Below are 24,231 nucleotides of genomic sequence, written 5' to 3' on the forward strand. Positions count from 1 at the left end.
ATAATCTAAACAAGGTGATCTTGACCATGGTTTTCTGGTAAAATCTGCGCCTAATTTTTTCTAAGTGATTTTGCAATGGGTAAAAACGTCGTTGTATTAGGCACCCAATGGGGTGACGAAGGTAAAGGTAAGGTTGTTGACTTACTGACAGATAAAGCTTCTCTTGTTGTACGTTATCAAGGTGGTCATAACGCTGGCCATACATTGGTAATTAACGGTGAAAAAACCGTTCTACACTTAATCCCTTCAGGTGTGTTACGTGAAAACGTGCAGTGCGTGATCGGCAATGGTGTGGTTTTAGCGCCAGATGCGCTAATGAGAGAAATTGGCATGCTAGAAGAGCGTGGCGTACCAGTACGTGAACGTTTGTTGATCAGTGAAGCTTGTCCTCTTATTTTGCCTTACCATGTAGCTTTAGACCAAGCACGTGAGCTTGCTCGCGGCGAGAAAGCAATTGGTACAACTGGTCGTGGCATCGGCCCTGCATATGAAGACAAAGTTGCACGTCGTGGGTTACGCGTTGGTGATTTATTCAACCCAGAGCAATTTGCAAATAAGCTTAAAGAAGTTCTTGAGTACCATAACTTCGCACTTGTTAATTACTACAAAGTTGACGCAGTAGACTTCCAAAAGACGTATGACGAAGCAATGGCTGTTGCTGATATTCTGAAATCAATGGTTGTTGATGTTACAGAACTACTGGATCAAAAGCGTGCCGCAGGTGAACACATCTTATTTGAAGGTGCACAGGGTACGTTACTAGATATCGATCATGGTACATACCCCTATGTAACGTCTTCGAATACTACTGCTGGTGGTGTTGCAACAGGTGCTGGTTTTGGTCCATTAAACTTAGATTACGTACTTGGTATTGTTAAAGCATATACAACACGTGTAGGCTCTGGTCCTTTCCCAACTGAACTATACGACGGCTTAGACAAGCAAGACCCAGTAGGCAAGCACTTAGGAGATAAAGGCCATGAGTTCGGTGCGACAACAGGTCGTTTGCGCCGTACCGGTTGGTTTGATGCTGTTGCGATGCGTCGTGCGATTCAAATCAATAGTATCACAGGCTTTTGTTTAACCAAGTTAGATGTCTTAGATGGCTTAGAAACAATTAAGATCTGTACTGGGTATCAGTTAGAAGATGGAACGGTAACAAATATCACCCCATTGGCTGCTGAAGGTTACGAAAAAGTAACGCCAGTTTATGAAGAAATGTCTGGTTGGACTGAAAATACATTCGGTGCAACGTCAGTTGAACAGCTTCCAGAAGCAGCTGTTAACTATGTTAAGCGCTTAGAAGAAATTACTGGTGTGCCAATTGATATTATTTCAACTGGCCCAGATCGCGTAGAAACGATGGTTTTACGTAACCCATTTGGCGAGTAAACTCGATCAAATTAAAAAAAAGCTGCAATTGCAGCTTTTTTTATGCCTAAAATTTGATTATTGGTATAGTCTTTGTATAGATATGAGAGTGTGATATTGACCTCAAGGTGCTTATGTTGAAAAAGTGGTGTAGTGTTGGTTTTTTGCTCTGTTGGCAAGTCTATTCCGCGCAGGAGCCGATTGAAGCCGTTCCCTTGTATAATCAGGCTGAGTTAATTGAGCTCATAAAGCAAAACACGCATTTAGAGCGGGTGAAGGCTGATGAATGTCAATTGGTTCAAGATATTGAAGCCAGAGCAGAGATAATGGCGTTACCGTCATATCAATTTTTATATGGGGATATGTTAGCGTATGCGGTTTGTGTAGAACGTGATGTAGAGCTAGGGTTATATTATATGCGAAGTGCTGCTGAGCAGGGCCTAGCGTCGGCACTTGAGCAACTAGGTCGATATTATGATGTCGGGCAGTTGGTGCAAGCAGATAAAGCGATGGCGATAACCTATTTACGTGAAGCCGCAGCACAAGGCAATTTAAAAGCCCAGCTACGTTTAGTTGGTTTATTTAATAACGGGCATGGTAGCCCGAGAGATTATGAAGATGCTTATCGATGGTTATTTCATTCTGCCGTTGCGGATAAAAAACAACATAAACAAATAGAGCATGCTTTAAGCAAGCTCGCAGAGCGTATGCCACTAAGTGTTATACGCCGTGCACGACTGCCGTTGTAACTTATTTAACCTCAGCTCTGGATAAGCGAACTTGCCCAATAAAGCTATTTTTCTCACTCTCGCGTTGCTTTTATGTAGTAACAGCCCGCTATGACTGCATAAAAGCGCCTTGATATTGAGCAAAATATCATCATTAGATTGTACGTAAGTTTGTTTTCAAAACATTTTCTATTCCAAAACCCTTACCCAAACCTGAGGTTATTTAACTGGCTATGAGAAAGTTGTCATAGCCATACTGGCTGCGTTTCTTAGCCTTCTACGTGTGCTTGCTAAGAAGGCTCTTTATTGAGAGTTGTATCTTTTAAAACAGTCATTTTAGGGGGTTGCAAGGCGACGATCTTTTCACCTTCTTCAGGCTGCTTTAGCATACCAATAACAAAAGGCCTAATGAGCAGAGGGCTATCTTCTTTACTGCGCTCAGATATAATAAACAGTGGGATGGCTTCTTTATTTACATCGAGATACTGTTGCCACGTAAATTCTTCTGATAGGCGGGTTGCACTTACTTTCCCCCCTTTGGCTATTAAACTGCTTAAACGCGCATAATTACCTTGCTCTCCAAACAATATCTGCCGGGATAAAAAGGTTGCACTATCTTTGTTTGCTTTGGCGTGGTTGGTTGAGGAGCGCAATGAAAATACACTTTGCTCATTTAATAAATGCGAGAAGTATTGCACCCCTAACGCGTTGTGATGACGATTTGGTGAAAGTGCTATCACTGATCTCAGTTGAGTGAGCGGTAAGTAACGCTCCGCGTGTTCAGACTGAGGGTTTCCATAATAACAAGGTAAGCCATCCATACGTGCCATTTTACAATTTTCCCATGCTGGGTCTGATAAGTGAACGTCAATATTTTGGTCTTTTAAACCACAAGCAATAGCTCTAGCGACGTGATTAGCCCCAATTATGAGTAATGTATTTGGACTGGGTTGACGCACACCCAATAATTTAGCAAGTGGGGTGGCCGTTAAGCTCTGCAGTACCACAGTGACAATGATCACGGTGAATATAAGAGGGACTATTTTATTAGCATCTGCAATACCTGATTCAAACATACTGATTGCGAAGACGGAACCCACTGCCGCTGCGACTATTCCTCTAGGAGCTATCCAAGATAATAGGAGTCGAGACTTAAATGGCAAATCACTATTGAAGGTTGAGATAGCAATACAGATAGGCCTTGCGACAAAGAGTACGATGGCGAGAAAAATGAAAATATTGATATCGAGTAACATCAAATCGTTGATTTGAAGGCGCGCAGCGAGCAAGATAAATAAACTCGAAATCAGGATCATTGATAGATCCTCTTTAAACTCAAGGACTGAATCAATTTCCAAATCATCCTGATTGGCAAGCCAAATACCAAAGACCGTGACAGCTAATAAACCGGACTCATGACTTAAAATGTTAGAAAATGAAAAGCTAAATAGCACCAATGCGAGGATCCCGAACTTATGAAGTTCATATGGGAGCCATTCACGTCTGATCAATAAACTTGTTAGCCAGCCACTAACAACGCCGACACTCATCCCCACACCTAACGTGGTAAAAAGGGCAATTATGGTATGGCTTAACACTTCGCCTTTGCCTACAAAGCTAACTGCTTCAAACACTAATACGGCAAATAGCGCCCCTATGGGATCTATAACGATCCCTTCCCAGCGTAATACTCGGTCAATGTCTTGTGTCGGGCGCATTGCGTTAAGCATTGGCGCAATAACGGTTGGCCCAGTAACCACGAGTACAGCGCCTAACACTGCTGCGACTCGCCAGTCTAAATTAAGGATAAAGTAACCACTGAGAGCAATAGTGACAAAAGTTGCGAGCATGCCTATAGAGCACAAGTTACGTACTATTTTTCCAATACCTTTCAGTTCTCTAAAATGCAGTGTTAAAGATCCTTCAAATAAGATCACAGCAACAGACAATGAAACAATGGGAAATAATAAGTCCCCCAATAAGTCATCAGGGCTTAGCTGGCCAGAAATTGGGCCGAGAAGGAGTCCAACAAGTAGTAAAAACAGGATGGCTGGCACTTTGAAGACCCACGCAAGCCATTGCGCAAAAACAGAAAATAAGGCAATTCCAGCAATGTAAATAGCTGACATAGCGTCTCCGGCTGATCATAGTGTCAGCAAAATTTAACGGACAACTCGCTTGTGGTTGTCGCATAATTAAGGTGAGAGAAAGCAATTTAGTATTGCGTTTTCAAACTACGTATTCACTTTAACAATAGACTGTTTAATGATCCTTTACCGTGAAAATTACTGTGAATATATGACATTTCAACGGTGCCTGTTTTGAATTATTTTTACGGCTAATTATTAAGTATTCGATGGCTGTGCTGAATTAAGCGTTACGTGATGCGTATTGGAATGTCTGCGGGAGAATTTTTTGTTATTTAATGCAAGGGCGTGCTAGCCGCAGTCAACTTATAGTTTGATATGGGGCTGGGCTAAAATCAAAAACGTATGAAGTATAAGGCACGTTAATACTTAAGATTGGATAACGCTATTTAAAGCGAATAGATAGCTCAATCAGAAGAAAAATGAGTGATTAACACTTAAAATAAAGATACGGAAAGTGGTGGAGCTAAGCAGGATCGAACTGCTGACCTCCTGCGTGCAAGGCAGGCGCTCTCCCAGCTGAGCTATAGCCCCACATTCCGTCAAAAGACGAGCCAAAATTTATAGTTTTTCTCCTCAAGAGTCAAGTATTTTCGATATTAAAAAATTAACAATTTTAATGCTGCCTTTGTTAGACTGGCTATACAGTTTAAGAGGGTAGAATATTTTGATTAAAAGCCTAGCCGTTATTTTTCCTAGCGTATTATTTATGCTGGGGTGTAGTAGTACCCCAAAACCAAGCTATGAAATCGAAAAACAAGTGCTGCATACAAAAAAGTCTGAGCAAGGAGCTGAGCTCTTTGTATTTATTGTGACAGTATTACCCACCCCAATGATGAAAGTGGATAGTCGCAAAGCAATGACGCGCAGTGAGCTCAAGCGTTTCTCTGAATATGAACGCGTTGAAGATTCTCCAGAGTTAAAATTGGCTTTAGAAGAAGAGGCTGTCACGCTTTTAGAAAAAAAACTGGATGAAACTACGTATTGTCCGCAAGGCTATAAAGTGAGCCAAGTTTTTTGGCGACAAAGGAGCGTACAATTGCGGGGTGAGTGCTCATGACGCCTCAACAGCTTAAGCTCAAAGCCGTACTAGAAACGCTAAGAATCACATTCAAAAGTTACGAACATCCACCTTTACCTACTTGTACCGAAGCGCAAAAACTCGGACTTAAACGCAGTGGTGTCCAGATCAAAAACCTGTTTTTACGAGATAATCGAGGAAAGAGGCATATTTTGTGCCTGACCCGTGCTCATTTACAAGTTGATTTAAAGGCCTTATCTACACAGCAAAAGCTATCCCGTTTGGGGTTCGCTTCTACGGAGCGTTTAGATAAGTATTTAGGGGTTAAGCCAGGTTGTGTATCTGCTCTTGCGTTAGTAAATGATGATAAAAGAGCGGTTGAACTGTGGCTAGATAGTGGTTTATTGAACGAATTAGAGTGGCAGTGTCATCCGTTTGAAAACGATAAAACCTGGGTATTACAGCAACATGATCTTTATACTTTTTGGCGACAAACAGGGCATTACCCGCGCATAGTTGACATCCCATGTTTATAATTCTTCGCGACTAAAACCAGGCCGACTAAGCTTACGAGCAATAAACTGATGATAAAGGCTGTATAGCCATGGTGTTGCATGATAAGCCCTGGAATGTAAGAGCCAAGTGCGCCACCACTGTAATAAAATGAGACGTAGGCGCCATTTGTTATAGAAGTCGGCGCTTTGCTTAATTGATTTACTAATGGCGCTGCTGTCGAATGTATCATGAACATACAAGCACAAAAGAGCGTAAATATAACGACAAAGAAGTTTAAGTTACTAACTGATAAGAGTGCAATACTGATGCTATATGTCAAAAATACCGCGCTTAAGAATATCCAGTTGTTAGTGATGTAGCGTCGAAAAGTGGGCGTGGACAGTGATAAAATGGCGCCGACTAAGTAGCTGGTGTAAACCCACCCAATCATTTTATTATCAATGATATGAAAGCGTGTTTGCAAGATAAAGGGCAAATAGTTCAGTAATCCTGAAAAGCAAAAGAACATACAAAACACCGCACAATAAAGTCTGAATAATCGTGTTTCTTTCAGTGGACGTAAATAGTCTTTAGGTGAGCTTGGTACGGTATGCTTACTCGGACTGAATTTACTTGACGGAGTCGTGATAGCTAATGCTAAAACCACAAGCATCACTGCAATAAAATAATAAAAGCTTTGCCAAGTAAAAAAGGCGGCGAAATTTGCTGAAAGTACCCGACCTAAATATCCTCCCATAATTGAACTTGCGATATACCGCGTCATATTCTTATGTAAGGTCTGGCTTTGATATTGTTGGCCGATGTAAGTTGTCATGGCTGTTAACGCGGCGGGTAAGATCAAACCTTGTATAAAACGTGTGGCTAGCAGCAACTCAAAGTTGGGCATATGAACAAAGATGATACAGGTGATCGCAAGTAAGAACATGGCATATTTTAAAATCCGTAACGGGTTAAATCGAGTAAATAAAATGCCATAACAAATTGGCGCGATTGCAAGTGGCAGCATAGTCGCAGACATCAAGCTGCCACTGCTGGCTGGGCTGACGTTGTATTGCGTTGCCAATACCATCAACAAAGGCTGCGGTGCATACAAGACAAAAAATGTAAAAAGAGAGCAGCTAAGTAATAGCATTAAAGGCATGAAACAACTCAATATCAGTATTAAATAAGTGGGTGATAAATTTTATTAATTTTATTCTTCATCATAACTTTAAATTTTTTAGATACAAATAACTTGCGCTAAGTCATGGTGCCTGCTGATGAACTTGCTAAATTACTGTTTGTGCCTTTCCTGGTAAATAAGCCACAGAAATGTGTGTTTTCTATCTGGTGAAAAAAATCAACTAGGTTAAAATATAGCGCATTATATTTTCATGGAGCACTGCATTATGGGTTCATTACAAGACCAGCTTTTGAAAGCAGGATTAACATCGGAACATAAAGCCAAAGTGGCTAAATCTGAAAAGCGTAAAGCGCAGAAGAAAAAGAAAAAAGGTGCCACGAGCGATCCGAGTGATTTACAAAAGCACATTGCGCAAACTAAATTAGAGCAGCAGAAAAAAGCCGAAGAGCAGAATCAAGCGAAAAAAGCTGAGCTTAAAGAGCGTGAGCAAGTGGCTCGCGTTAAACAAATTCTAGAGCATCACAATCAGGATGAGATCCGTGGGGAACTCACTTTCAATTTTACATATAACAATAAAGTAAAAGAATTAGATGTGGATGAGCCCACGAAGAACGCTTTATCTAAAGGTCGCTTAGCGATTTGTGTACTGGAAGGTCAGTTTTTTGTGCTTCAAGATGAGCCGGCAAGAAAGGTCGCAGAGGTGGATGAGAAGTACATCGTGTTCCACGTTGAAGATGATAGCCAAGGGCCAGATGAAAATGACCCATATGCAGACTATGAGATCCCAGACGATTTAGTGTGGTAAGACGAAAAATAGTGACTGAATGTGGCTGGTAAGATTGTTTTTCTCTGCGCCAGCTATCGTTGGTATGGATACACTCATTGCGATCTTTGAAGCGAGTAAGTGCGTATGTGTAGTGAAAGTAATTGGTCTACACTATAAAAGATTTATCCGTTTATTTAAAAAAAGAGTAAAGTTATGAGCAAGATAAAACACGTAATAATGGGAGTCGGGTTAGCGCTTTCCACGATGGGAGCAACGGCAGTGAACGCTGCGGATGGTGCTGCACTTTATACCGCTAAGATGTGTCAAACATGCCATGGTGCTGAAGGTAAAGCGCCTATAATGGCACTGTACCCGAAATTAAATGGTCAGAACAAAGAGTATTTAGCGGCTCAGATGAAAGATATTAAATCTGGTAAACGTAATAATGGTATGTCGATGGCAATGAAAGCCATGGTAGCCAACGTGTCAGATGCTGAAATTGACGCCATTGCAGAGTATTTATCCAAAGTTAAATAACGCATTATTTGAGTCAAATAAAAACCACCGCTTGTCGGTGGTTTTTATTTTTCATTGAACAAACGAGCTGAGTGATTTAGACTTCTAAACATCTATATTGATGGGTGTGTGACCAAGTAAAAAGGAAAGTATATGCTAGAGCTGCCAAAACTTGATTTAAAAGGCAAGGTCAGTGAGCAAGAGTGGCAATTGAGAGTTGATTTAGCTGCATGTTACCGGTTGGTAGAACACATGCGTTGGGGTGATTTAATTTATACCCATATGTCGGCTAGGTTACCCGGTACAGACTATTATCTTGTGAATGCTTTTGGCCTGAGCTTTGACGAAGTTACCGCCTCCAATCTTGTTAAAGTTGACTTGGCTGGTAATATTATCGATGATACGCCATTTGAAATAAACCCCGCTGGATTTACTATTCATAGCGCAATTCACGAGGTTCGTGATGACGCGCACTGCGTTATTCATTTACACACCAAAGAAACGATTGCGGTTGCTAGTAGCGAATGTGGTCTATTACCTTTAAGCCAACATTCGATGTTTTCACTGCCCTCACTGTCTTACCATGGCTACGAAGGTTTAGCCGTAAATGATGATGAGAGGCAGCGTTTACAAGATGACTTGGGAACGACTAATCATATGCTTCTGGTGAATCATGGTGGTTTAACGGTTGGGCCTACGGTAGGTGATGCATTTATGCGTTTTTATGATTTGCAGCGAGCATGTGAAATTCAAGTCGCCATTCAAGCCACCGGGCAACAAGCTGTTCAAGTTCCACAGCCCATCATTGATAATATTTATAAACAAGCAAGCGTGGTACACAGCGGCAGTACAGGTGGGCAGTTAGCCTGGCCAGCCATGTTGAGAAAGGCGTATCGTCTTGATCCTGGTTTTGCTCAATAGGAGTTTACATGAAAGTTAATCGCGTCGAAGTATTTGATATTCACTGTCCAGAACGACCAGCTTGGACCCCCGTTTTTATTCGAATTCATACTGATGAAGGTATTTCCGGTGTGGGTGAAGCGGGTTTAGCTTACGACTTAGGGCATAGCGCTGCTGCCAGTATGATTAAAGAAATGGCGGAAGCGTTTCTGATAGGGCATGACCCATTTCAAACTGAATTGCTTTGGTCTCGTATGCTAAGAGAAAGCTTTTGGGGTCTAGGTGGCGGGCCTGTGGTTTATGCTGCGATGAGTGCAATTGATATTGCCTTATGGGATATAAAGGGTAAGGCACTTAAGTTACCTGTATATCAATTACTTGGTGGTAAAGTAAATCCAGAGCTACGTACTTATGCGTCACAATTACAATTTGATTGGGATGATGAATTTAAAGCGCTTGTTCAACCACAAGAATACGCGGAAGCGGCTTTAAAAGCGATTGCACAAGGGTACGATGCTGTCAAAGTTGACCCAATTATGTATGATAAGGCGGGTAACACTTATTATGACCGCACTAAGCTGATCTCTCGCCAAGAAATGAAATTATACCGCGCGCGTATGCAAGCTATTCGAGAAGCAGTTGGTGATGAAGTAGATATTATTTTTGAATGTCATAGTTTACCTGGCGCGACTTCTGCAATTCAAATTGGAGAGATTGCGCAAGAGTTTGATTGCATGTTCTATGAAGAGCCAGTGAATTACTTAAACCATTCGTTACATGCGAAAGTTGCAGATAAAGTTGCTGTGCCCATTGCTGGTGGTGAGCGCTTGTATAATCGTTGGGGTGTTCGTCCTTACTTTGAAGATCAGAGTATTGATGTATTACAGCCAGATGTGGGATTGTGTGGTGGTTTCACTGAAACTAAGAAAGTGTGTGATTATGCAGATATTTTTGATGTACGCGTACAAGCGCATGTTTGTGGTGGACCAGTTGCAACTGCGGCGTCATTGCATTTAGAAACAGCTATTCCAAATTTTCTTATTCATGAACATCATACTTACGCGATTAAAAAGTGGAACCGTGAGCTATGTATTCAAGATCCTCAACCTGAAAATGGCATCTTCAAAGTATCAGAAGAGCCTGGTATCGGTATCGAGCTAAACGATGAGATTGTTACGCGTTCGCGAAGGGTTGAAATAAAGTAAGCAATAAGGGCCTTTGAGGCCCTATTTATTCGAGCGCTTCACATCTTTAGAAAGTAATGTCGGTGTTTTAAAACCATAAAACTCTTTATACGCCATACCCAGTAATACGGTAATGATACCAACAGCAAAAGAATATTTTAAATATCCTACAATTGAATACGAGTAAAAAAAGAAGGTGATGTCATAGCCTTTGGCATTTCTAAAGTAATTCTCAATTAATGTAAAGAAGCTCATAGCGATAGCAATGATTTGTACCCATGGTAACATGCTATCAGCAAAAGTATATTTTACCTTGGCTACGGGAAAAAGCTTTTTTGATAACTCAACACGGTATGTTAGTGGCACTAGCACAGCTAAGTCTATGGCAAAATGTATGCCGTAAATTATACTATTTTGAACGAGCCTATCACCATGTGATGAGGAAAGTTCGACTAACCCGAGCCCAAAAATGAGAAACTCAAAGAGTGTAGGTAGGAAAATGAGAACGACAATAGTGGCGATATTCACTTCGTCTATTCTAATCGATAAGAATAAGACAAGTAATCCAACTGCCATTAATACACTTATAGAGATCAAGGGGTTGTCTTTTACAATGACCCAAATTACTATTGATACAGCATAAATCAATAGTAACCTATAAAGGTTTTTCTCCGATTTCATTTGCGTTTTTGCTGTATTACTTTTTCTGAATTAGCTTTTATTATCGGTTGCTCTGGATCAAAGATACCAGCGCCTATAACTTTTTTACATGCTTCTAACGATAGTGCTTTCATTTTGATATTCCTTCTGCAAAGTATTTAATTAAAAGATGTATTATCCGTATTTCAATTTATGCCTATACTTTTGGGGTTAGCTATAACTAGAAAAATCGAAACGATATGGTTTGTTACAATTATTTTTAGTTACAATTAAGAATTTAACACTAATTAAACAAAAAAAGAAATGAATTAATTAATTTTTCCTAAAAACTATACATAGCCTTTATACGTGTTGGGTTTTTCTTAAGTTGTTGATTTAAATCATTAAGATTTATATTTTTATGGTTTTGTTAGGCATCGAACTTATCCATTTCTCGCTCTAAGGTCGCTGTGAGTTCTTTAATACTATCAGTTGCTAAGTGTGCTTGCTGCGATACATTTGCGGTTTGTGATGCAGTATCTGAAATGGTTACCACTCGTCTAGCGGTATCTTCACCTGCATCAAGTTGCTCTTTAGCCGCCAATGCAATTTGGTGACTCATTTGAGAAATAGCACCTAAAGAACTTGCTACCCTGCGAAGCTCCTCACTTGCTTCTTTTGACATGGTTACTGTTTTCTCACTGGTTGCAATACTCAAAGATACGGAAGATTTTGCATCCTGTGTGGCCGATTGGAGCTTACCTATCATCGTGTGAATTTCTTCGGTACTTGTTTGTGTTCTTTGGGCAAGTTGTCTGACCTCATCTGCAACAACGGCAAAACCTCGCCCTTGTTCTCCAGCTCGTGCCGCTTCAATTGCAGCATTAAGCGCCAGCAAATTGGTCTGCTCGGCAATGCTTTGTATGACACTCAAAACGTTTGCGATATTATTTACTTCTTCATCAAGAACATGAATATTATTGCCTGCACTGTCAATTTGCTGCTCCAACACCTCTATGGCTTCTGCTGCATTGGAAGTTAATCTGTCTGCATTTTGTCCTTGGTTCTCAGCTTCTTGGACAGACGTTGCAGCTTGTTCTGCATGCTCGACTACGGTATGTGCTGATGCAGTTAGCTCTGTAATGGCTGATGCGACCATTTGTGTTTCCTCACTTAAGCTTTGCGTTAAATGCTCCAATTCGTCAGAGCGCTTTTCACCATCAAAGCTTTGTACTTTTAATGTGTCACTTACCGTGACGATTCCACCCACAACATCTCGTAGGCCTTTTTGCATGTAGTCCATCGCAGACATCATGCTATCAGGGTGCGCGTTTGATGTGTTTATAGGGGAGGTTAAGTTACCCCTTGAAACTTGATTAACGATAGACAACACATCGTTAATCTCGCCCCCTAATTTGTTAGAGAGTCCAATACCAAATTTACTGAGCGCGAATGTGAGTACAACCGCAATAATTAAGGATAAAGATAACAACCACTGTGCGGTTTCCCAGTAGCGTTCATCTACCTCTTTGTAGCTAATTCCGGTGCCAATATACCACCCAAAATTCGCTGTTTTTTGCACTACCGAGGTTAAATCCACGGTTTCACCATCGCGTACAGAGTCCCAATGGTAGGTAATGATTTGATTTGTTTTTCTGCCGACTAAACGTTCGACCATTCTGCCAATGCTTTGCCCTTTGGCATCTTTGAAGTCGTTAAAGCTGGTACCATGAAGTTGCGGGTCGTGAGGGGTAGCAACAAAATTTAAACTATCGTCAACCACATAGACGTACTCAGAGTCATGGTATTTATTATTACGAAGCATCTCAATCGCAAGTTGTTTAGCTTGAGACTTTGACAATTCACCACTTGAAGCATATTGCTCAAATTGCTCGACAATATTGACTGTGGTTTTCATTAATTGATTTATTCGTGCAATATTATCTACTTCACTTGCGTGTCGAAGTGATTGCAAGCCTAAAATAGCAACAATTAGCAGTGAGAGGAAAAATGCTGCAGCGAATAAAATTATTTTAATTCTTAACGTTAATGATGAAAACACAAAATACCCCTTAAAACATGTCAAGTATATTAATTATCACGTTTATTGAAATCATGTAAGTAAGATATAACGTATTTACGGGAAAATGAGATGATATTTACTCATACTCCCGTAATGTAAGACTATTTTGCATTAATTATGTTGATTTCTTCATCTGTCAGTAGCCGATATTCACCTGCTGATAAGGCTTCATCTAGTGCGATACCTGCAATATTTTCTCTATGCAGTTCAACGACTTTATTACCTACAGCGGCAAGCATCCTTTTTACTTGATGATATTTGCCTTCATAAATTGATAAACGCAGGCTGTAGCTGGCGAGTTGTTCAACTATCGCTGGGGCTGTTGGCTGTTTTTCGTTATGCAATTGCACGCCATTTCGAAGCTGTTCGATTGCTTCAGAGGTAATGATATCCTGTGTTTCAACTAGGTACGTTTTGTATTTTTGTTTTTTTGGTGAGGTGATCTTATGAGACCAATCTCCATCATTAGTGAGCAATACCAGCCCGGTTGTATCAATATCTAAACGCCCTGCAACATGAAAATCCTTTAAGTGTGTTTCATCTAATAAATCAAACACAGTCGTGTGTAACTCATCGCTATTTGCGCAAACATATCCAGCTGGCTTGTTTAACATAAAGTACCGTTTACCAAGGTATTTTAATGACTCACCTTGCCATGTAACCTGGTCGTCTAAGGTAATTGAATGATCAAATTTTGTAATGGTTTCGCCGTTAACAGTTACTTTATTTTTTTTGATGCCTGCTTTGACTTTTGTGCGGGGTAATTCAGTAAGATGGCTGACAAATTTGTCGATTCTACACGGAAATTTCATATAAACTCATTGGAAAAGTATAACGTATGTCTCATTATACGTTAGCTACAGGCTCAGTTCAGTTTTTTCGATATATTTGTGGGGTCAAATCATAAATATGAACACTTAATTGGTATTCATCGGTCAATTGTATTTGCAGTTGTTGAAGTAATGCATCGCTTAAGAGTTGTTTTTGCTCTGTTGTTCTGCCCTCAATAATATGTGCTTGAACATGGACAAAGCCACATTTATTGTTCCCTAGTTTAAAGTGCTTAAACTCTATTGTGCGAGATTTTATGGTCGTGGGATCAAATAATTGGGTTGATGCTGCCGTGTCATGTAGTGCATTAAGTAAGTTTATTTCAGAAACGGGTAAGTTATGAGAGTGTTCAATGATCAAATGAGGCATGATGACTTATTGTGTAGTTTATGCGTAAATGCCAAATATACTAAGTAAATTTGAAAGGAAAGCCAAATGGTTAATTATAGAATTTTAGCGCTTTTACTGGGCGTTAGCCTCTTGTCTGCTTGTTCTGATGATGCCGCTAAGGTAAGTTTAGGGTTGTTTACTACGAAAGATGTCGTGGTTTCTGCTCAACAAGACCCATTAGTAACGGGTGTTACCTGTCATATAAGTCACGTAGAAGCAGATCTTGATTTTTCTGATCCCTCAGACATGTCGATCGCATGTCGTCAAACAGGCCCCATTACCGCTGAGCAACTAGCAAAGATCAACTTATCAAAAAGTGGTGAGGTAGTGTTTAAAACGTCGAAAAGTATCTTGTTTAAATCATTGAAAGTGAGACGTATTTTTGATGCACCAACACGAAGCTTAATTTATTTATCATATTCAACAAAAGAGACCAGCGGCAGTCACCATCATGCACTATCAACAGTGCCTTTGTATGGGACGCATGCATGGGAATGGGCAAATAAGGCACAGTAAATTATGTTGACACTCTTTAAATCATCTCCTTTATTAAGCGACTCTGAAGTCGAATGGTTAATCGATACGTTCGTATGGGCATGTGAGCAATTTGATGGTCAGTATTTTATGACTGAAACCCAAATTATTGAACCAACGGGTAAATTTTTTCCAGATCAAGTCAGTAGTGTTGAGCAAATGGCCAGCACCGTGTTTAAACGCGTGAGTCATTATGCTGGTATGCAATCATGGCCAATTAGTGTTGTAAATCCGCAGCAACACATGCAGCAGCAAAGTATGCCTAAGTTTACTTTCGTAGATGAAATTCGTGGCGAGAAAGCCCAATTAGTGAATGCGCCGGCAATTGATATGCAGTTATCTTATAACCCAAATCAAATTAACCAACCACAAGATTTAGTCGCAAGTTTTGCCGGTTCTCTGGCGACGGTAATGATTTATCATCGTGGTATTTTACCGCCTGGAGGCGAAGCGCAAGTTGCTGCAGCGAGTGATGCATTGGCTTGCTTTTTAGGATTCGGCGTCATGATGAGTAATACGGTTTATCAATTTAAAGGGGGATGTGGGTCGTGTTACAACCCCTATGCAAATCGCCAAGCCGCTTTGACTGAACCACAAACGGTCTTTATGCATGCATTAATTTGTCATTTTAAGCCACAGGTAGATGGTAAAAAACATTTAAAACCCCATTTGCGCGGTGTATATAAAAAGGCACAAAAGCAAATTAAGAACTATATAAATGATACGCCAAATCCATTGTTGTTGGCTTTAGAGGAGCAGCGTCATGTTCGTCTATCTTGATGAATTTTTATTAATTGCAGTCGCACACTTTTTTGCTGTAGCGAGCCCTGGACCTGATTTTGCGATTGTGTTGAAACAAAGTGTTCAGCGAGGCCGTACAAATGCTTTGTGGACGAGTGCAGGAGTTGCTTTAGGCATTTTAGTGCATGTCACGTATTGCTTGTTTGGTGTAGCGATTTTATTGTCTCAATTTGAAGCTGCCTTTAATGCATTAAAATATGTTGCGGGTGCCTACTTAGCATATATGGGGATCCTAGCGCTTAGAGCAAAAGCGAATACTGACCCTCAAAGTGTTACCAATGAACAGTCTCAAGCTGAGTCATATGGTTTAGCGTTACGTAGAGGCTTTTTGGTTAATGCGCTTAATCCCAAAGCAACACTGTTCTTTTTATCTCTATTTACCTTGGTTATATCTGCTGATACGCCAAGTGTTGTGCAAGCACTCTACGGTGGTTATATGGCTATTGCAACTTGGCTGTGGTTTTCGTTTTTATCGATTGTCTTATCTAAACAGTCGGTAAGAGCATTTTTTCGTAAAGCAGGGCATTGGTTTGATAGAGGGATTGGTATCATTTTAATTGCCCTGGCAGTTCGAGTAGTCATTTAAGAGGAGCTTAGCGATGAAAGGTATTACCTTTTACAACTTTGCATTTGGCTCTAACATGTCAAGTTTGCGACTGTTTGCACGATTACCGCAAGCGAAAAAGGTGGGGGTTGCTCAGTTGTCAGGTTTTGAACTGAAGTTTTCGATGCTCAGTACCGATGGCTCTGCAAAGTGTAATATTCATCAGACCAGTAACACCCAAGATGTTGTTTTTGGGGTTGTGTATGCGTTGGATGAGCATGAACAAGCCTTACTTGACGAGGTTGAAGGAGCACGTTACGACCGCACAGAAGTCACCGTGCAATTGAGGTCAGGTGGGTATGTGAGTGCGTATTGTTACATTGCCAATACATTCATAACGACACAGCTTCCGTTTGACTGGTATGTTCAGCATGTATATGTCGGGGCATTAGAGCACCACTTCCCAACAAGTTATTTAGCACGTATTAAAGAGCAAGCGTCTGTCATTGATAGGCAAGCTCAGCGCAAAGAAACCGAACTCTCAATCTATACAAAATAAAGAAGTTATTAATAATGAAATACCTTAATACATTGGTCGCTGCGACTTTACTTACTGTGAGCTTAGGCTCATTTGGGGCGGCCCCTGCCGCGAAAGTGAATATTACTGATATTGATGATGCTGTATACGCTGCAATGGCACAATTTAATGTACCAGGTATCGCAATTGCCGTGGTGGAAAATAATCAAGTTGTATTGTCAAAAGGGTACGGTGTAAGAGATTTAGCATCTGGTAAAAAAGTAGATAAAAACACCTTATTTGGCATCGCTTCAAACTCTAAAGCGTTTACTGCTGCTGCGTTAGCGATACTTATTGATGAAGGTAAGTTAAGCTGGAATGACAAGGTTACTAAACATCTTCCTGAATTTCGCTTATATGATGAGTATGCGACAGCTCACATGACTATCAGAGACCTATTGAGCCATCGCAGTGGTTTGGGCTTAGGTGCTGGGGACTTAATGATTTGGCCTGATACGGATAAGTCGGTGCAAGATATTATTAAAGGGCTACAGTACATTCCGCCGTCTTCAAGTTTTCGTAGTGAATATGCATATAATAATTTAATGTTTGTGGTCGCAGGAGAAGTGGTTGCTCGAGTATCTGGTATGAGCTGGAGAGAATTTATCGAGCAGCGGATTTTCAAAACACTCAAAATGGATGGTTCTAGAGCCGGCTTCTCACGTATTGCTAAGCACAATACCAACTGGGCGATTGGTAACATACCTGATAATGGTCAGTTGACGCCATTCTTTGTTAATTACTTAGAAGACTTTCGAGGTGCAGGCGCAATTGCATCTAATGTTGATGATATGAGTAAGTGGTTATTAACTCAACTCGCCTCGGGTAAATCGTTAGCTGGTGAGCAGTTATATAACAGCGAACATCAGGTACAAATGTGGCACCCGCATATCATGCGTCTGACAGAGCCCGCTTCTTTTAATGCATACCGACAGCAATTTAGGGGCTATGGTTTAGGTTGGGCAATTGAAGATTACTTTGGTTATAAAAAAGTGGGCCATGGTGGTGGGATTTTAGGAATGGTTTCACAGGTTGCGATGATCCCAGAGAAGAAGCTGGGAGTCGTGGTACTTTCTAATCAACAGGCTTACCCAGCGTTGACTGCGATAATTCATGAAGTGTTTGAAGATGCACTAGGGCAAACGGACAAAGATTGGGTAACGTTATTAGCAACAGAATACAAAAATGAAAAAGCCAAGCTATATGCCAATGCAGGCATTACACTTCCTATAGAGATCCGAAAAGCTTTTCCAGCACAGTATTACACCGGTACATTAAAAAGTGATTGGTATGGTGATGTTATTATTGAAGAGTTAGTGGGTGAACTGCGTATTGACTTTATGCATACTAAAATGCTCAAAGGTAAATTAGAGCACGTCTCGGGAGACCGTTTTGTGGTGCGATGGGACGAAAGGCTACTTGAGGCAGATGCTTATATTGATTTTGTTTTTGACAAAACCCAGCAAGTAAAGTCAGCCACAATGGAATTTGTGAACCCTGATATTTCAGATTTTAGTTTTGATTTTCATGATCTAAACTTAACCGCTAAATAAAGGCTGAGTGTGTATTCATAACACCAAAGTAGCAAAGTATGCACAGATAAGCTTTGCTACACTCTGTGCACATTCGTTTATTGTGTATGAGTTTTTCAAAAGGATCTAAAATGCGCACTGCTGTGATCAGTCACCCTCATTGTCGCAAGCATAAGATGATCGCCGATCATCCTGAGTGCCCAGCTCGTTTGGATGCCATATCGGATAGGCTTTTGGCATCAGGACTCGATATTGCAGTGACGCAAAAGCAAGCACCCTCCGCTACCCGTGATCATATTGCTTTGGTACATGATCACACCATGATAGATCGTGTGTTGACACAATTACCAGAGCATGGTTTGAAGAACTTAGATGGTGACACCTGGTTATGTTCGGAGTCATTTAAAGCCATAGAACGAGCTGTGGGGGCTGGGATCTTAGCTGTTGATGAAATTTTAGCGGGAAATTTAGATGCTGCGTTTTGCAGTGTGCGCCCGCCTGGACACCATGCTAATCAGCATACATCAGCTGGTTTTTGTATCTTTAATAATGTTGCCATTGCTGCAGCCTATGCCAAACAGCAAGGGGTTGAGCGCATTGCGATCCTTGATATTGATGTGCATCACGGTAATGGCACGCAAGATATTTTTAAATCTGACCCTGCTGTTTTGTTTTGCTCTTTATTTCAATACCCATTTTATCCAAATACTGCTATTGAAAACACCGACTCAGTGTTGAACTCTCCGCTGGCTATTGCCAGTGATGGCAAAGATTTACGTGCACTTTATGAACAGCAGTGGTTGCCTAGGCTTAAGTCATTTTCTCCACAGTTAGTGTTGATCAGTGCTGGGTTTGATGCTCATTTAGAAGATGAAATGGGTAGCCTTAAGTTTGTTGAAACTGACTACCAGTGGTTTACCGAGCAGGTGGCACAGTTTGTTAAAGACTCCGGTGCACTGGGCATTATTTCTTATTTGGAGGGAGGGTACGACTTATCTTCGTTGGGGCGTAGTGCCGTTACGCATATAAAAGCATTGGTCAACGGCTAAATATCTACTAAGCCGCTAAGCTGAGTCTTGAAGTAAATAAAACGCTTGGCAAACATCTGTTATTTCGATCTTTTCTACACAACACTGGCCATCATCAACAAGAGACTGTTGCACTAATTTGGTTAATTCCGTTAGGCATATTTTGATTGGCGCGGATGAGCTTAATACATGGCACTCTCCGCTGTTGTATATGACGAGTATTTTATTAAATTCTTTCTTATCAATACTGTAAAGCGATGCATCTAACATGCTTTGATCCTTAATGTACTCAATATCACCTTGTATTATAAGCAGTAGAGGGTAGTGCTTTATTGTCATTTTTTGTGTTCAATCAAAGTATAAATGGTGAGCAATATTATACTGGCTTGTAGTGCTAGAAAGCGAGGTTTAGCTTATGGAAACTGATAACCGCCAATTACAAGTCAAAGATATATTTTCCAACCAATTAGTGACTGTTGTTCTTTGCTGTTCTATTTTTGTTCTCTTTAAGTGTACTTTTATCGTGGCGCTTAATGTGTGGCCTAGTGATCTAAGCGAATAGTAAGCAGTAAAGAGAGAAGGGCGCTCAAAAGAACCAGAATTGATTGGCTTTTCTACTATGTTACCGGCTGGCTCACATGGAGTAACCATGCTACGCCCCCTCTGCCTTATATAAAAGTCAATCAAACTGCTGCAAAAATGAACCTGAAAGATCAACTGCCCCCTAGTAACTTAGATGAGGCAAAAATGCAGCTAACACAGCTCAAGAACTTAGGTGTGTCAATTGCATTAGATGACTTTGATACAGGCTATTCAGCCTTAAGTTACCTGACAAAATCCCCAATTGATATGTTGAAAATTGATGCCATTTTTTACAAAAACTGGGCTGTCATACTTTACAAGGCTATTTGTTTTGTAAACCTCGGGCTGTCAATGATTGGATGAATTTTTACAACTCAGCAAAGCTCACTTCATAAGAAGTGAATTTACGGATGTTGATCACACCGGTATCGAAAATAAGGTATTGGCCTTTTATACCTTGAAGTACACCACTGACTTCTGGATTTTTATCAAAGTTAAATGAGGTGACCTTACTTGGGAATGTCTCGACTGGAAACGATAAATCGATAACATCTTCATCGAGCTTTTCAATGGCCGTTGCACCAAATAGTTCTGCAAGTTCATCTAATTTTGCTTGTATCTGGGGGATCAACTGAGCTGCAGCCGCTTTTAAATCAGCGTCAACACTGATCCCTTTTAACATATTACGCCAATTTGTTTTATCAGCAATAAACTCAGCTAAGGCGACTTCAACCAGTCCTGATTGTAATCTGGTTTGTACTTTAAAAATGGGTAATGCTTGTGTTGCTCCCTGATCTATCCAACGTGTTGGGATCTGAGTATGGCGTGTGATACCGACCTTTAAACCCGAAGTATTGGCTAGATAGACATAATGAGGGACAAAGCAGTTATTCTCACCCCATTCCGGTTCTCGACATGTTCCTTGATCATAATGGCAAGTTTCCGGCTTCATGATACACATATCGCAGCTAGCAAGCTTTTTCATACACATGAAGCAGTGGCCTTGAGAGTAGCTCTTTTTGGTTTTTTTACCGCAGTTACTACAAAAGATATTGCCAGTATGCGTCAATGTGATTGTTTTACCCATAAAGTCATTTAAGTTAATGAGTTCATCCCCAACCGGAAGTTGGTATTGGATAGGATTGGTCAGTTGTGCTTTTAATTTACTCAAAGTACCTTGCATCTTTACGCCCCTAAAGATGTTTAAAAAAGTAATATTATCAAAGCGCGCGATGCTGCGCGAATATTCGAAAAGAATTTATGAATATAACAGTGGAAAAAGGCGCAGTACGGTCTGCGCCTTTACGGTAATAAATTGCTTAGTATTTAGCGGCTTTGTCTGCGCTGGGTAATGACGCTTTTATAAAGTCGCGTAACTCCTGATTTGACTTTTCAAGGTCGGCTCGACGTAAATACATCATATGGCCTGAACGATACCCTTTAAAGCTGAGTCTGTCGCGCATTTTTCCGCTTGGGTCGAGTTGCCAAAGGGTGTATTTAGCATCAAAGTAATTGGTTGCTCCGTCGTAATAACCCGCTTGGATCATCACATTCAAATAGGGATTTTGTGCCATCGCTAATCGCAATTGTTCACCCGTCTTATTATTACTGCGGTCCCAAGGATGCACGTTACCAAACATATTGTATTTTACGTCGGTTTTATAATTTAGCTCTTCTCTTAAATAATAGTTAATCGCAGGGGTAAATGAATGTAACCACGATGTAAGCTCTGGCCAGTAATCAGGTCGAGATCCGGCATCTCTTTTATCAATACCTAAGTAGCGAGAATCTAAGCGACCCAATGTATAACCCTTATCACGCAATAGCTCTTTCCAAAACGCTGCATTTGGAATATCAAGGTTGTTTTGTGCAACAAATTCTTCAGATACACCACTGTATTTAGCTACTTGTGTAATGGTGTGTTGTTTTTCTTGTTCGCTAATAAATGCGCCTTTTGCGAGCGCGGGTAAGTATTGATCAATGGTATAGCTTTCAACCTCTTCCAAGACCTCAAGCAAGTCTTTATTTTGTAGCTCGGTGGTGAGGGCTTTGTGATACCAGGCTGCAGCAGCGAAATAAGGGAGTCTATTAGCCGCTTTGACTGGACCATCACGCTTGATACCAATATCGGTTGGCGAGACTAAAATTACCCCGTTAATATACATCCATTGCTGATTTTGCAAAGCATGAGCTAGCCCAGAGACACGGGTTGTGCCATAGCTTTCACCAATGAGAAATTTAGGTGAACGAAAGCGGTTGTGACGATTAACAAAGGTATTTAACCATTCGGCTAAATACGTTACGTCGGCATTTACACCAAAGAACAATTTCTTTTGCTCTGCTTTACTTGGCATTTTGCCATCTTTGTTGGGTAATATTCGTGAGTAACCGGTATTTACTGGGTTCACAAAAACAATATCTGCCACATCAAGTACTGAAAATGGATTATCTTGCAAGCCGTATGGCTGCACTGGGTAGCCTTCTTCGTCAATGTTAAGCACGCGAGGCCCAGTATAGGCAACATGCATCCATACCGAAGCTGAACCTGGACCACCATTAAAAGAAATTAATAACGGGCGTTTACTGTCGTCTTTGATTTTATCTCTTTTGTAATAGGTGTAGTGTAAGGTTGCAATAGGTTGCCCTTGCGCATTCCATACCGGCTGGGTACCCGTATTGACGGTATAACTGATCTTTTGATCATTAATGGTCGCTTTATGCTTGGTGATAACGTGGCTATCAATGTCGATGGCTCTTGCATGCTCGCTGGCACTGGCGCTAGCGCTATAACAGAGCAAGATCAGTATAAATAGCAATATTGTAACGGGTTTCATAATAATCCTATGTTTTGCAATTGATTAATTAAAGAGGAAAATTTTATATAATGCAAAGGATTTGAGTTTAAATGGCGACATGATGAGATTATTGCTTTTAGTGGAAATAGCCTAGGTACACATGCTAAGTTGATTGTAATTTGTAACGTGTTTGTGGTTTTTTTTGTAACAAAAATCGCGTATATTTAATACTTTATTATGTCGTATTAAAGTATTTAGTCGTTTAAATCCTTGAATCGTCCCATTTCTCTTAGTAGTTATAGAGCCTCGTTATCATGCAAAGAGTTTTAATTGTTGAAGACAGTAAAGTGGTACAGCAAGTGCTGCGTCATTTAGCCAGCTTATATTTAGAAGTTGAAATAGACTTTGCGTGGTCTTTAAAAGAAAGTCGAGAATATTTGAGTAAGCATCAATATACATTGGCTTTGGTCGATTTGACGTTACCCGATGCTATGGATGGAGAAGTTGTTCAACATACGCTAAGACAAAATGTACCTACCGTGGTGCTCACGTCAAAAATTGATGAGTACAGCCGTCAGCAAATGTTAGAGCTCGGTGTGGTTGATTATGTTATCAAAGACAACCGTGACTCATATTTATATGCTGTAAAGCTGGTTTCTCGACTGCTGCGAAACCAAGGTTGTAAAGCATTAGTCGCCGATGACTCGATGATCAGCCGTGCAGTTATGCGGCAAATGCTCGAAAAGCAGCTGTTTACTGTGCTTGAAGCACAAGATGGTGAGCAAGCATTACACATGCTTAAAGAAGATTATGAGATCAAGCTGCTATTAACGGATTATGCTATGCCGACAATGGATGGCTTTGAGTTAGTTAAAGCCATAAGAAATAATCGAGGTCGAGATGAATTAGCGATTATTGGTTTGTCGGGGGCAGGCAGCCATGGTTTGTCGGCTAAGTTTATTAAATTTGGTGCCAATGATTTCTTAGCAAAGCCTTTTATGAATGAAGAGTTTCATTGCCGCATAATGCAGACAATGGAACAATTAAATTTAATTGCTGAAATTAAAGAGTATGCACACCGAGATTATTTAACGGGTTTATATAACCGTCGCTTCTTCTGTCAACAAGCTGAAAAATTGTTTAAGGCAAAACCAGAGCAATATATATTGGCGCTGCTTGATTTAGACCTATTTAAAAGTATTAACGATCAATATGGTCATGAAGGTGGGGACTCAGTTCTAACCCAAGTTGCTGATTTACTTAAAAGTGTATTCAACCATTGTATGGTTGCTCGGATCGGCGGGGAAGAGTTCGCTGTGGTGCTACCGGGCAATGATATGCAAGTTGCAGAGCGGGCAATGAACGATTTTCGTAACCGTTTAGCAAAAACACAGTTCGATATTAATGGTGAAATATTGTTTAGCACGGTGAGCATCGGCTTAGCATTTTGCAACCATGGTTCTCTTAGCCAAATAATGCGTGCAGCGGATAAAGCACTCTATCAAGCCAAAGCTCAGCAACGTAACCGTGTGGTGGTATACAGCTAGCGCACCAGTTCAGCTCATAAATAAATAAAATGCACCTTTATGGTGCATTTTTTATACGCCTCGTAATACTAAATAT

General features: G+C 40.6%; 25 protein-coding genes and 1 tRNA gene. 16 read left to right on the forward strand and 10 right to left on the reverse strand.

Features of this window, described 5'->3' with window-relative positions:
* Window positions 1–75: 75 nt before the first annotated feature.
* On the forward strand, window positions 76–1,392 hold the full coding sequence (locus tag CWC18_RS07590; RefSeq protein ID WP_138589760.1) for an adenylosuccinate synthase: 1,317 nt from the start codon (window positions 76–78) through the stop codon (window positions 1,390–1,392).
* A 113-nt stretch (window positions 1,393–1,505) separates the two neighbouring features.
* A complete protein-coding gene (locus CWC18_RS07595) occupies window positions 1,506–2,120 on the forward strand; it encodes a tetratricopeptide repeat protein (RefSeq protein WP_138589759.1) in 615 nt (204 codons plus the stop codon).
* Between the two features lie 269 nt (window positions 2,121–2,389).
* Here the strand turns inward: CWC18_RS07595 and CWC18_RS07600 are convergent, their stop codons facing one another.
* Both CWC18_RS07600 and CWC18_RS07605 read right to left on the reverse strand, forming a co-directional pair.
* Window positions 2,390–4,228, reverse strand: coding sequence for a cation:proton antiporter (locus tag CWC18_RS07600; RefSeq protein ID WP_138589758.1), 1,839 nt, complete (start codon window positions 4,226–4,228; stop codon window positions 2,390–2,392).
* A 476-nt stretch (window positions 4,229–4,704) separates the two neighbouring features.
* Window positions 4,705–4,780, reverse strand: a tRNA-Ala gene (locus CWC18_RS07605).
* Between the two features lie 133 nt (window positions 4,781–4,913).
* Between CWC18_RS07605 and CWC18_RS07610 the strand changes: the two genes are divergently transcribed.
* Together CWC18_RS07610 and CWC18_RS07615 are read left to right on the forward strand one after the other, a co-directional pair.
* The gene (locus tag CWC18_RS07610) at window positions 4,914–5,306 is read left to right on the forward strand and encodes a hypothetical protein (protein WP_249348101.1); all 393 of its coding nucleotides are present in this window, start codon (window positions 4,914–4,916) and stop codon (window positions 5,304–5,306) included.
* Window positions 5,303–5,803 (forward strand): prolyl-tRNA synthetase associated domain-containing protein, encoded by a 501-nt coding sequence (locus CWC18_RS07615; RefSeq protein WP_138589757.1) that lies wholly within the window; start codon window positions 5,303–5,305, stop codon window positions 5,801–5,803. Before CWC18_RS07610 ends, CWC18_RS07615 begins: the two co-directional genes overlap by 4 nt.
* Here the strand turns inward: CWC18_RS07615 and CWC18_RS07620 are convergent.
* A complete protein-coding gene (locus CWC18_RS07620; RefSeq protein ID WP_138589756.1) occupies window positions 5,770–6,924 on the reverse strand; it encodes an MFS transporter in 1,155 nt (384 codons plus the stop codon). The genes CWC18_RS07615 and CWC18_RS07620 overlap by 34 nt on opposite strands.
* 247 nt (window positions 6,925–7,171) lie before the next feature.
* On the opposite strand from CWC18_RS07620, the gene CWC18_RS07625 reads away from it, so the two are divergent.
* The 4 genes from CWC18_RS07625 (at window position 7,172) to CWC18_RS07640 (ending at window position 10,293) form a co-directional block, all read left to right on the forward strand.
* Complete coding sequence (locus tag CWC18_RS07625; protein ID WP_119861647.1) at window positions 7,172–7,711, forward strand: DUF2058 domain-containing protein; 540 nt, start codon at window positions 7,172–7,174, stop codon at window positions 7,709–7,711.
* Between the two features lie 174 nt (window positions 7,712–7,885).
* A complete protein-coding gene (locus tag CWC18_RS07630) occupies window positions 7,886–8,209 on the forward strand; it encodes a c-type cytochrome (RefSeq protein WP_119861648.1) in 324 nt (107 codons plus the stop codon).
* A gap of 132 nt (window positions 8,210–8,341) precedes the next feature.
* Complete coding sequence (locus tag CWC18_RS07635) at window positions 8,342–9,109, forward strand: class II aldolase/adducin family protein (RefSeq protein ID WP_119861649.1); 768 nt, start codon at window positions 8,342–8,344, stop codon at window positions 9,107–9,109.
* Window positions 9,110–9,117: 8 nt separating this feature from the next.
* Window positions 9,118–10,293 carry a mandelate racemase/muconate lactonizing enzyme family protein gene (locus CWC18_RS07640; RefSeq protein ID WP_138589755.1) on the forward strand — a complete coding sequence of 392 codons (1,176 nt, stop codon included), beginning with the start codon at window positions 9,118–9,120 and terminating at the stop codon, window positions 10,291–10,293.
* A gap of 21 nt (window positions 10,294–10,314) precedes the next feature.
* On the opposite strand, the gene CWC18_RS07645 is transcribed toward CWC18_RS07640, so the two are convergent.
* The 4 genes from CWC18_RS07645 to CWC18_RS07660 form a co-directional block, all read right to left on the reverse strand.
* Window positions 10,315–10,848: a hypothetical protein gene (locus CWC18_RS07645; protein ID WP_138589754.1), complete on the reverse strand. Its 534-nt coding sequence runs from the start codon at window positions 10,846–10,848 to the stop codon at window positions 10,315–10,317.
* 493 nt (window positions 10,849–11,341) lie between these two features.
* On the reverse strand, window positions 11,342–12,973 hold the full coding sequence (locus CWC18_RS07650) for a methyl-accepting chemotaxis protein (RefSeq protein ID WP_138675013.1): 1,632 nt from the start codon (window positions 12,971–12,973) through the stop codon (window positions 11,342–11,344).
* Between the two features lie 122 nt (window positions 12,974–13,095).
* Window positions 13,096–13,806: a 16S rRNA pseudouridine(516) synthase RsuA gene (rsuA, locus tag CWC18_RS07655; protein WP_138589752.1), complete on the reverse strand. Its 711-nt coding sequence runs from the start codon at window positions 13,804–13,806 to the stop codon at window positions 13,096–13,098.
* A gap of 58 nt (window positions 13,807–13,864) precedes the next feature.
* Window positions 13,865–14,194: a 5-carboxymethyl-2-hydroxymuconate isomerase gene (locus tag CWC18_RS07660; RefSeq protein WP_138589751.1), complete on the reverse strand. Its 330-nt coding sequence runs from the start codon at window positions 14,192–14,194 to the stop codon at window positions 13,865–13,867.
* 66 nt (window positions 14,195–14,260) lie between these two features.
* Between CWC18_RS07660 and CWC18_RS07665 the strand changes: the two genes are divergently transcribed.
* The 6 genes from CWC18_RS07665 to CWC18_RS07690 all read left to right on the forward strand — a co-directional run bounded on the left by CWC18_RS07665 (window position 14,261) and on the right by CWC18_RS07690 (window position 19,252).
* Window positions 14,261–14,731 (forward strand): CreA family protein, encoded by a 471-nt coding sequence (locus CWC18_RS07665; protein WP_138589750.1) that lies wholly within the window; start codon window positions 14,261–14,263, stop codon window positions 14,729–14,731.
* Window positions 14,732–14,734: 3 nt separating this feature from the next.
* On the forward strand, window positions 14,735–15,529 hold the full coding sequence (locus CWC18_RS07670; protein WP_138589749.1) for a hypothetical protein: 795 nt from the start codon (window positions 14,735–14,737) through the stop codon (window positions 15,527–15,529).
* Window positions 15,513–16,136, forward strand: a complete 624-nt coding sequence (locus CWC18_RS07675) for a LysE family translocator (RefSeq protein ID WP_138675014.1) — start codon at window positions 15,513–15,515, stop codon at window positions 16,134–16,136. The genes CWC18_RS07670 and CWC18_RS07675 overlap by 17 nt, the downstream gene beginning before the upstream one ends.
* A gap of 13 nt (window positions 16,137–16,149) precedes the next feature.
* Window positions 16,150–16,653 (forward strand): gamma-glutamylcyclotransferase family protein, encoded by a 504-nt coding sequence (locus CWC18_RS07680; RefSeq protein WP_138589747.1) that lies wholly within the window; start codon window positions 16,150–16,152, stop codon window positions 16,651–16,653.
* 14 nt (window positions 16,654–16,667) lie between these two features.
* Window positions 16,668–18,224, forward strand: a complete 1,557-nt coding sequence (locus tag CWC18_RS07685; RefSeq protein ID WP_138589746.1) for a serine hydrolase — start codon at window positions 16,668–16,670, stop codon at window positions 18,222–18,224.
* 110 nt (window positions 18,225–18,334) lie between these two features.
* Window positions 18,335–19,252: a histone deacetylase family protein gene (locus CWC18_RS07690; protein ID WP_138589745.1), complete on the forward strand. Its 918-nt coding sequence runs from the start codon at window positions 18,335–18,337 to the stop codon at window positions 19,250–19,252.
* Between the two features lie 15 nt (window positions 19,253–19,267).
* On the opposite strand, the gene CWC18_RS07695 is transcribed toward CWC18_RS07690, so the two are convergent.
* Entirely contained in the window at window positions 19,268–19,570 is a 303-nt protein-coding gene (locus CWC18_RS07695; RefSeq protein WP_138589744.1) for a DUF4144 family protein, read from the reverse strand.
* Between the two features lie 360 nt (window positions 19,571–19,930).
* Between CWC18_RS07695 and CWC18_RS21715 the strand changes: the two genes are divergently transcribed.
* Window positions 19,931–20,176, forward strand: a complete 246-nt coding sequence (locus CWC18_RS21715; protein ID WP_212747718.1) for an EAL domain-containing protein — start codon at window positions 19,931–19,933, stop codon at window positions 20,174–20,176.
* 4 nt (window positions 20,177–20,180) lie between these two features.
* On the opposite strand, the gene CWC18_RS07705 is transcribed toward CWC18_RS21715, so the two are convergent.
* Both CWC18_RS07705 and CWC18_RS07710 read right to left on the reverse strand, forming a co-directional pair.
* On the reverse strand, window positions 20,181–20,996 hold the full coding sequence (locus tag CWC18_RS07705) for a DUF2797 domain-containing protein (RefSeq protein ID WP_138589743.1): 816 nt from the start codon (window positions 20,994–20,996) through the stop codon (window positions 20,181–20,183).
* A gap of 136 nt (window positions 20,997–21,132) precedes the next feature.
* On the reverse strand, window positions 21,133–22,647 hold the full coding sequence (locus CWC18_RS07710; protein ID WP_138589742.1) for a S10 family peptidase: 1,515 nt from the start codon (window positions 22,645–22,647) through the stop codon (window positions 21,133–21,135).
* Window positions 22,648–22,922: 275 nt separating this feature from the next.
* Here CWC18_RS07710 and CWC18_RS07715 point away from each other — a divergent pair, with 275 nt between their 5' ends.
* The gene (locus CWC18_RS07715) at window positions 22,923–24,155 is read left to right on the forward strand and encodes a GGDEF domain-containing response regulator (RefSeq protein WP_138589741.1); all 1,233 of its coding nucleotides are present in this window, start codon (window positions 22,923–22,925) and stop codon (window positions 24,153–24,155) included.
* The last annotated feature ends 76 nt before the right edge of the window (window positions 24,156–24,231 follow it).

The sequence above is a fragment of the Pseudoalteromonas aurantia genome, assembly GCF_005886875.1.
GTDB lineage: Bacteria > Pseudomonadota > Gammaproteobacteria > Enterobacterales > Alteromonadaceae > Pseudoalteromonas > Pseudoalteromonas aurantia_A.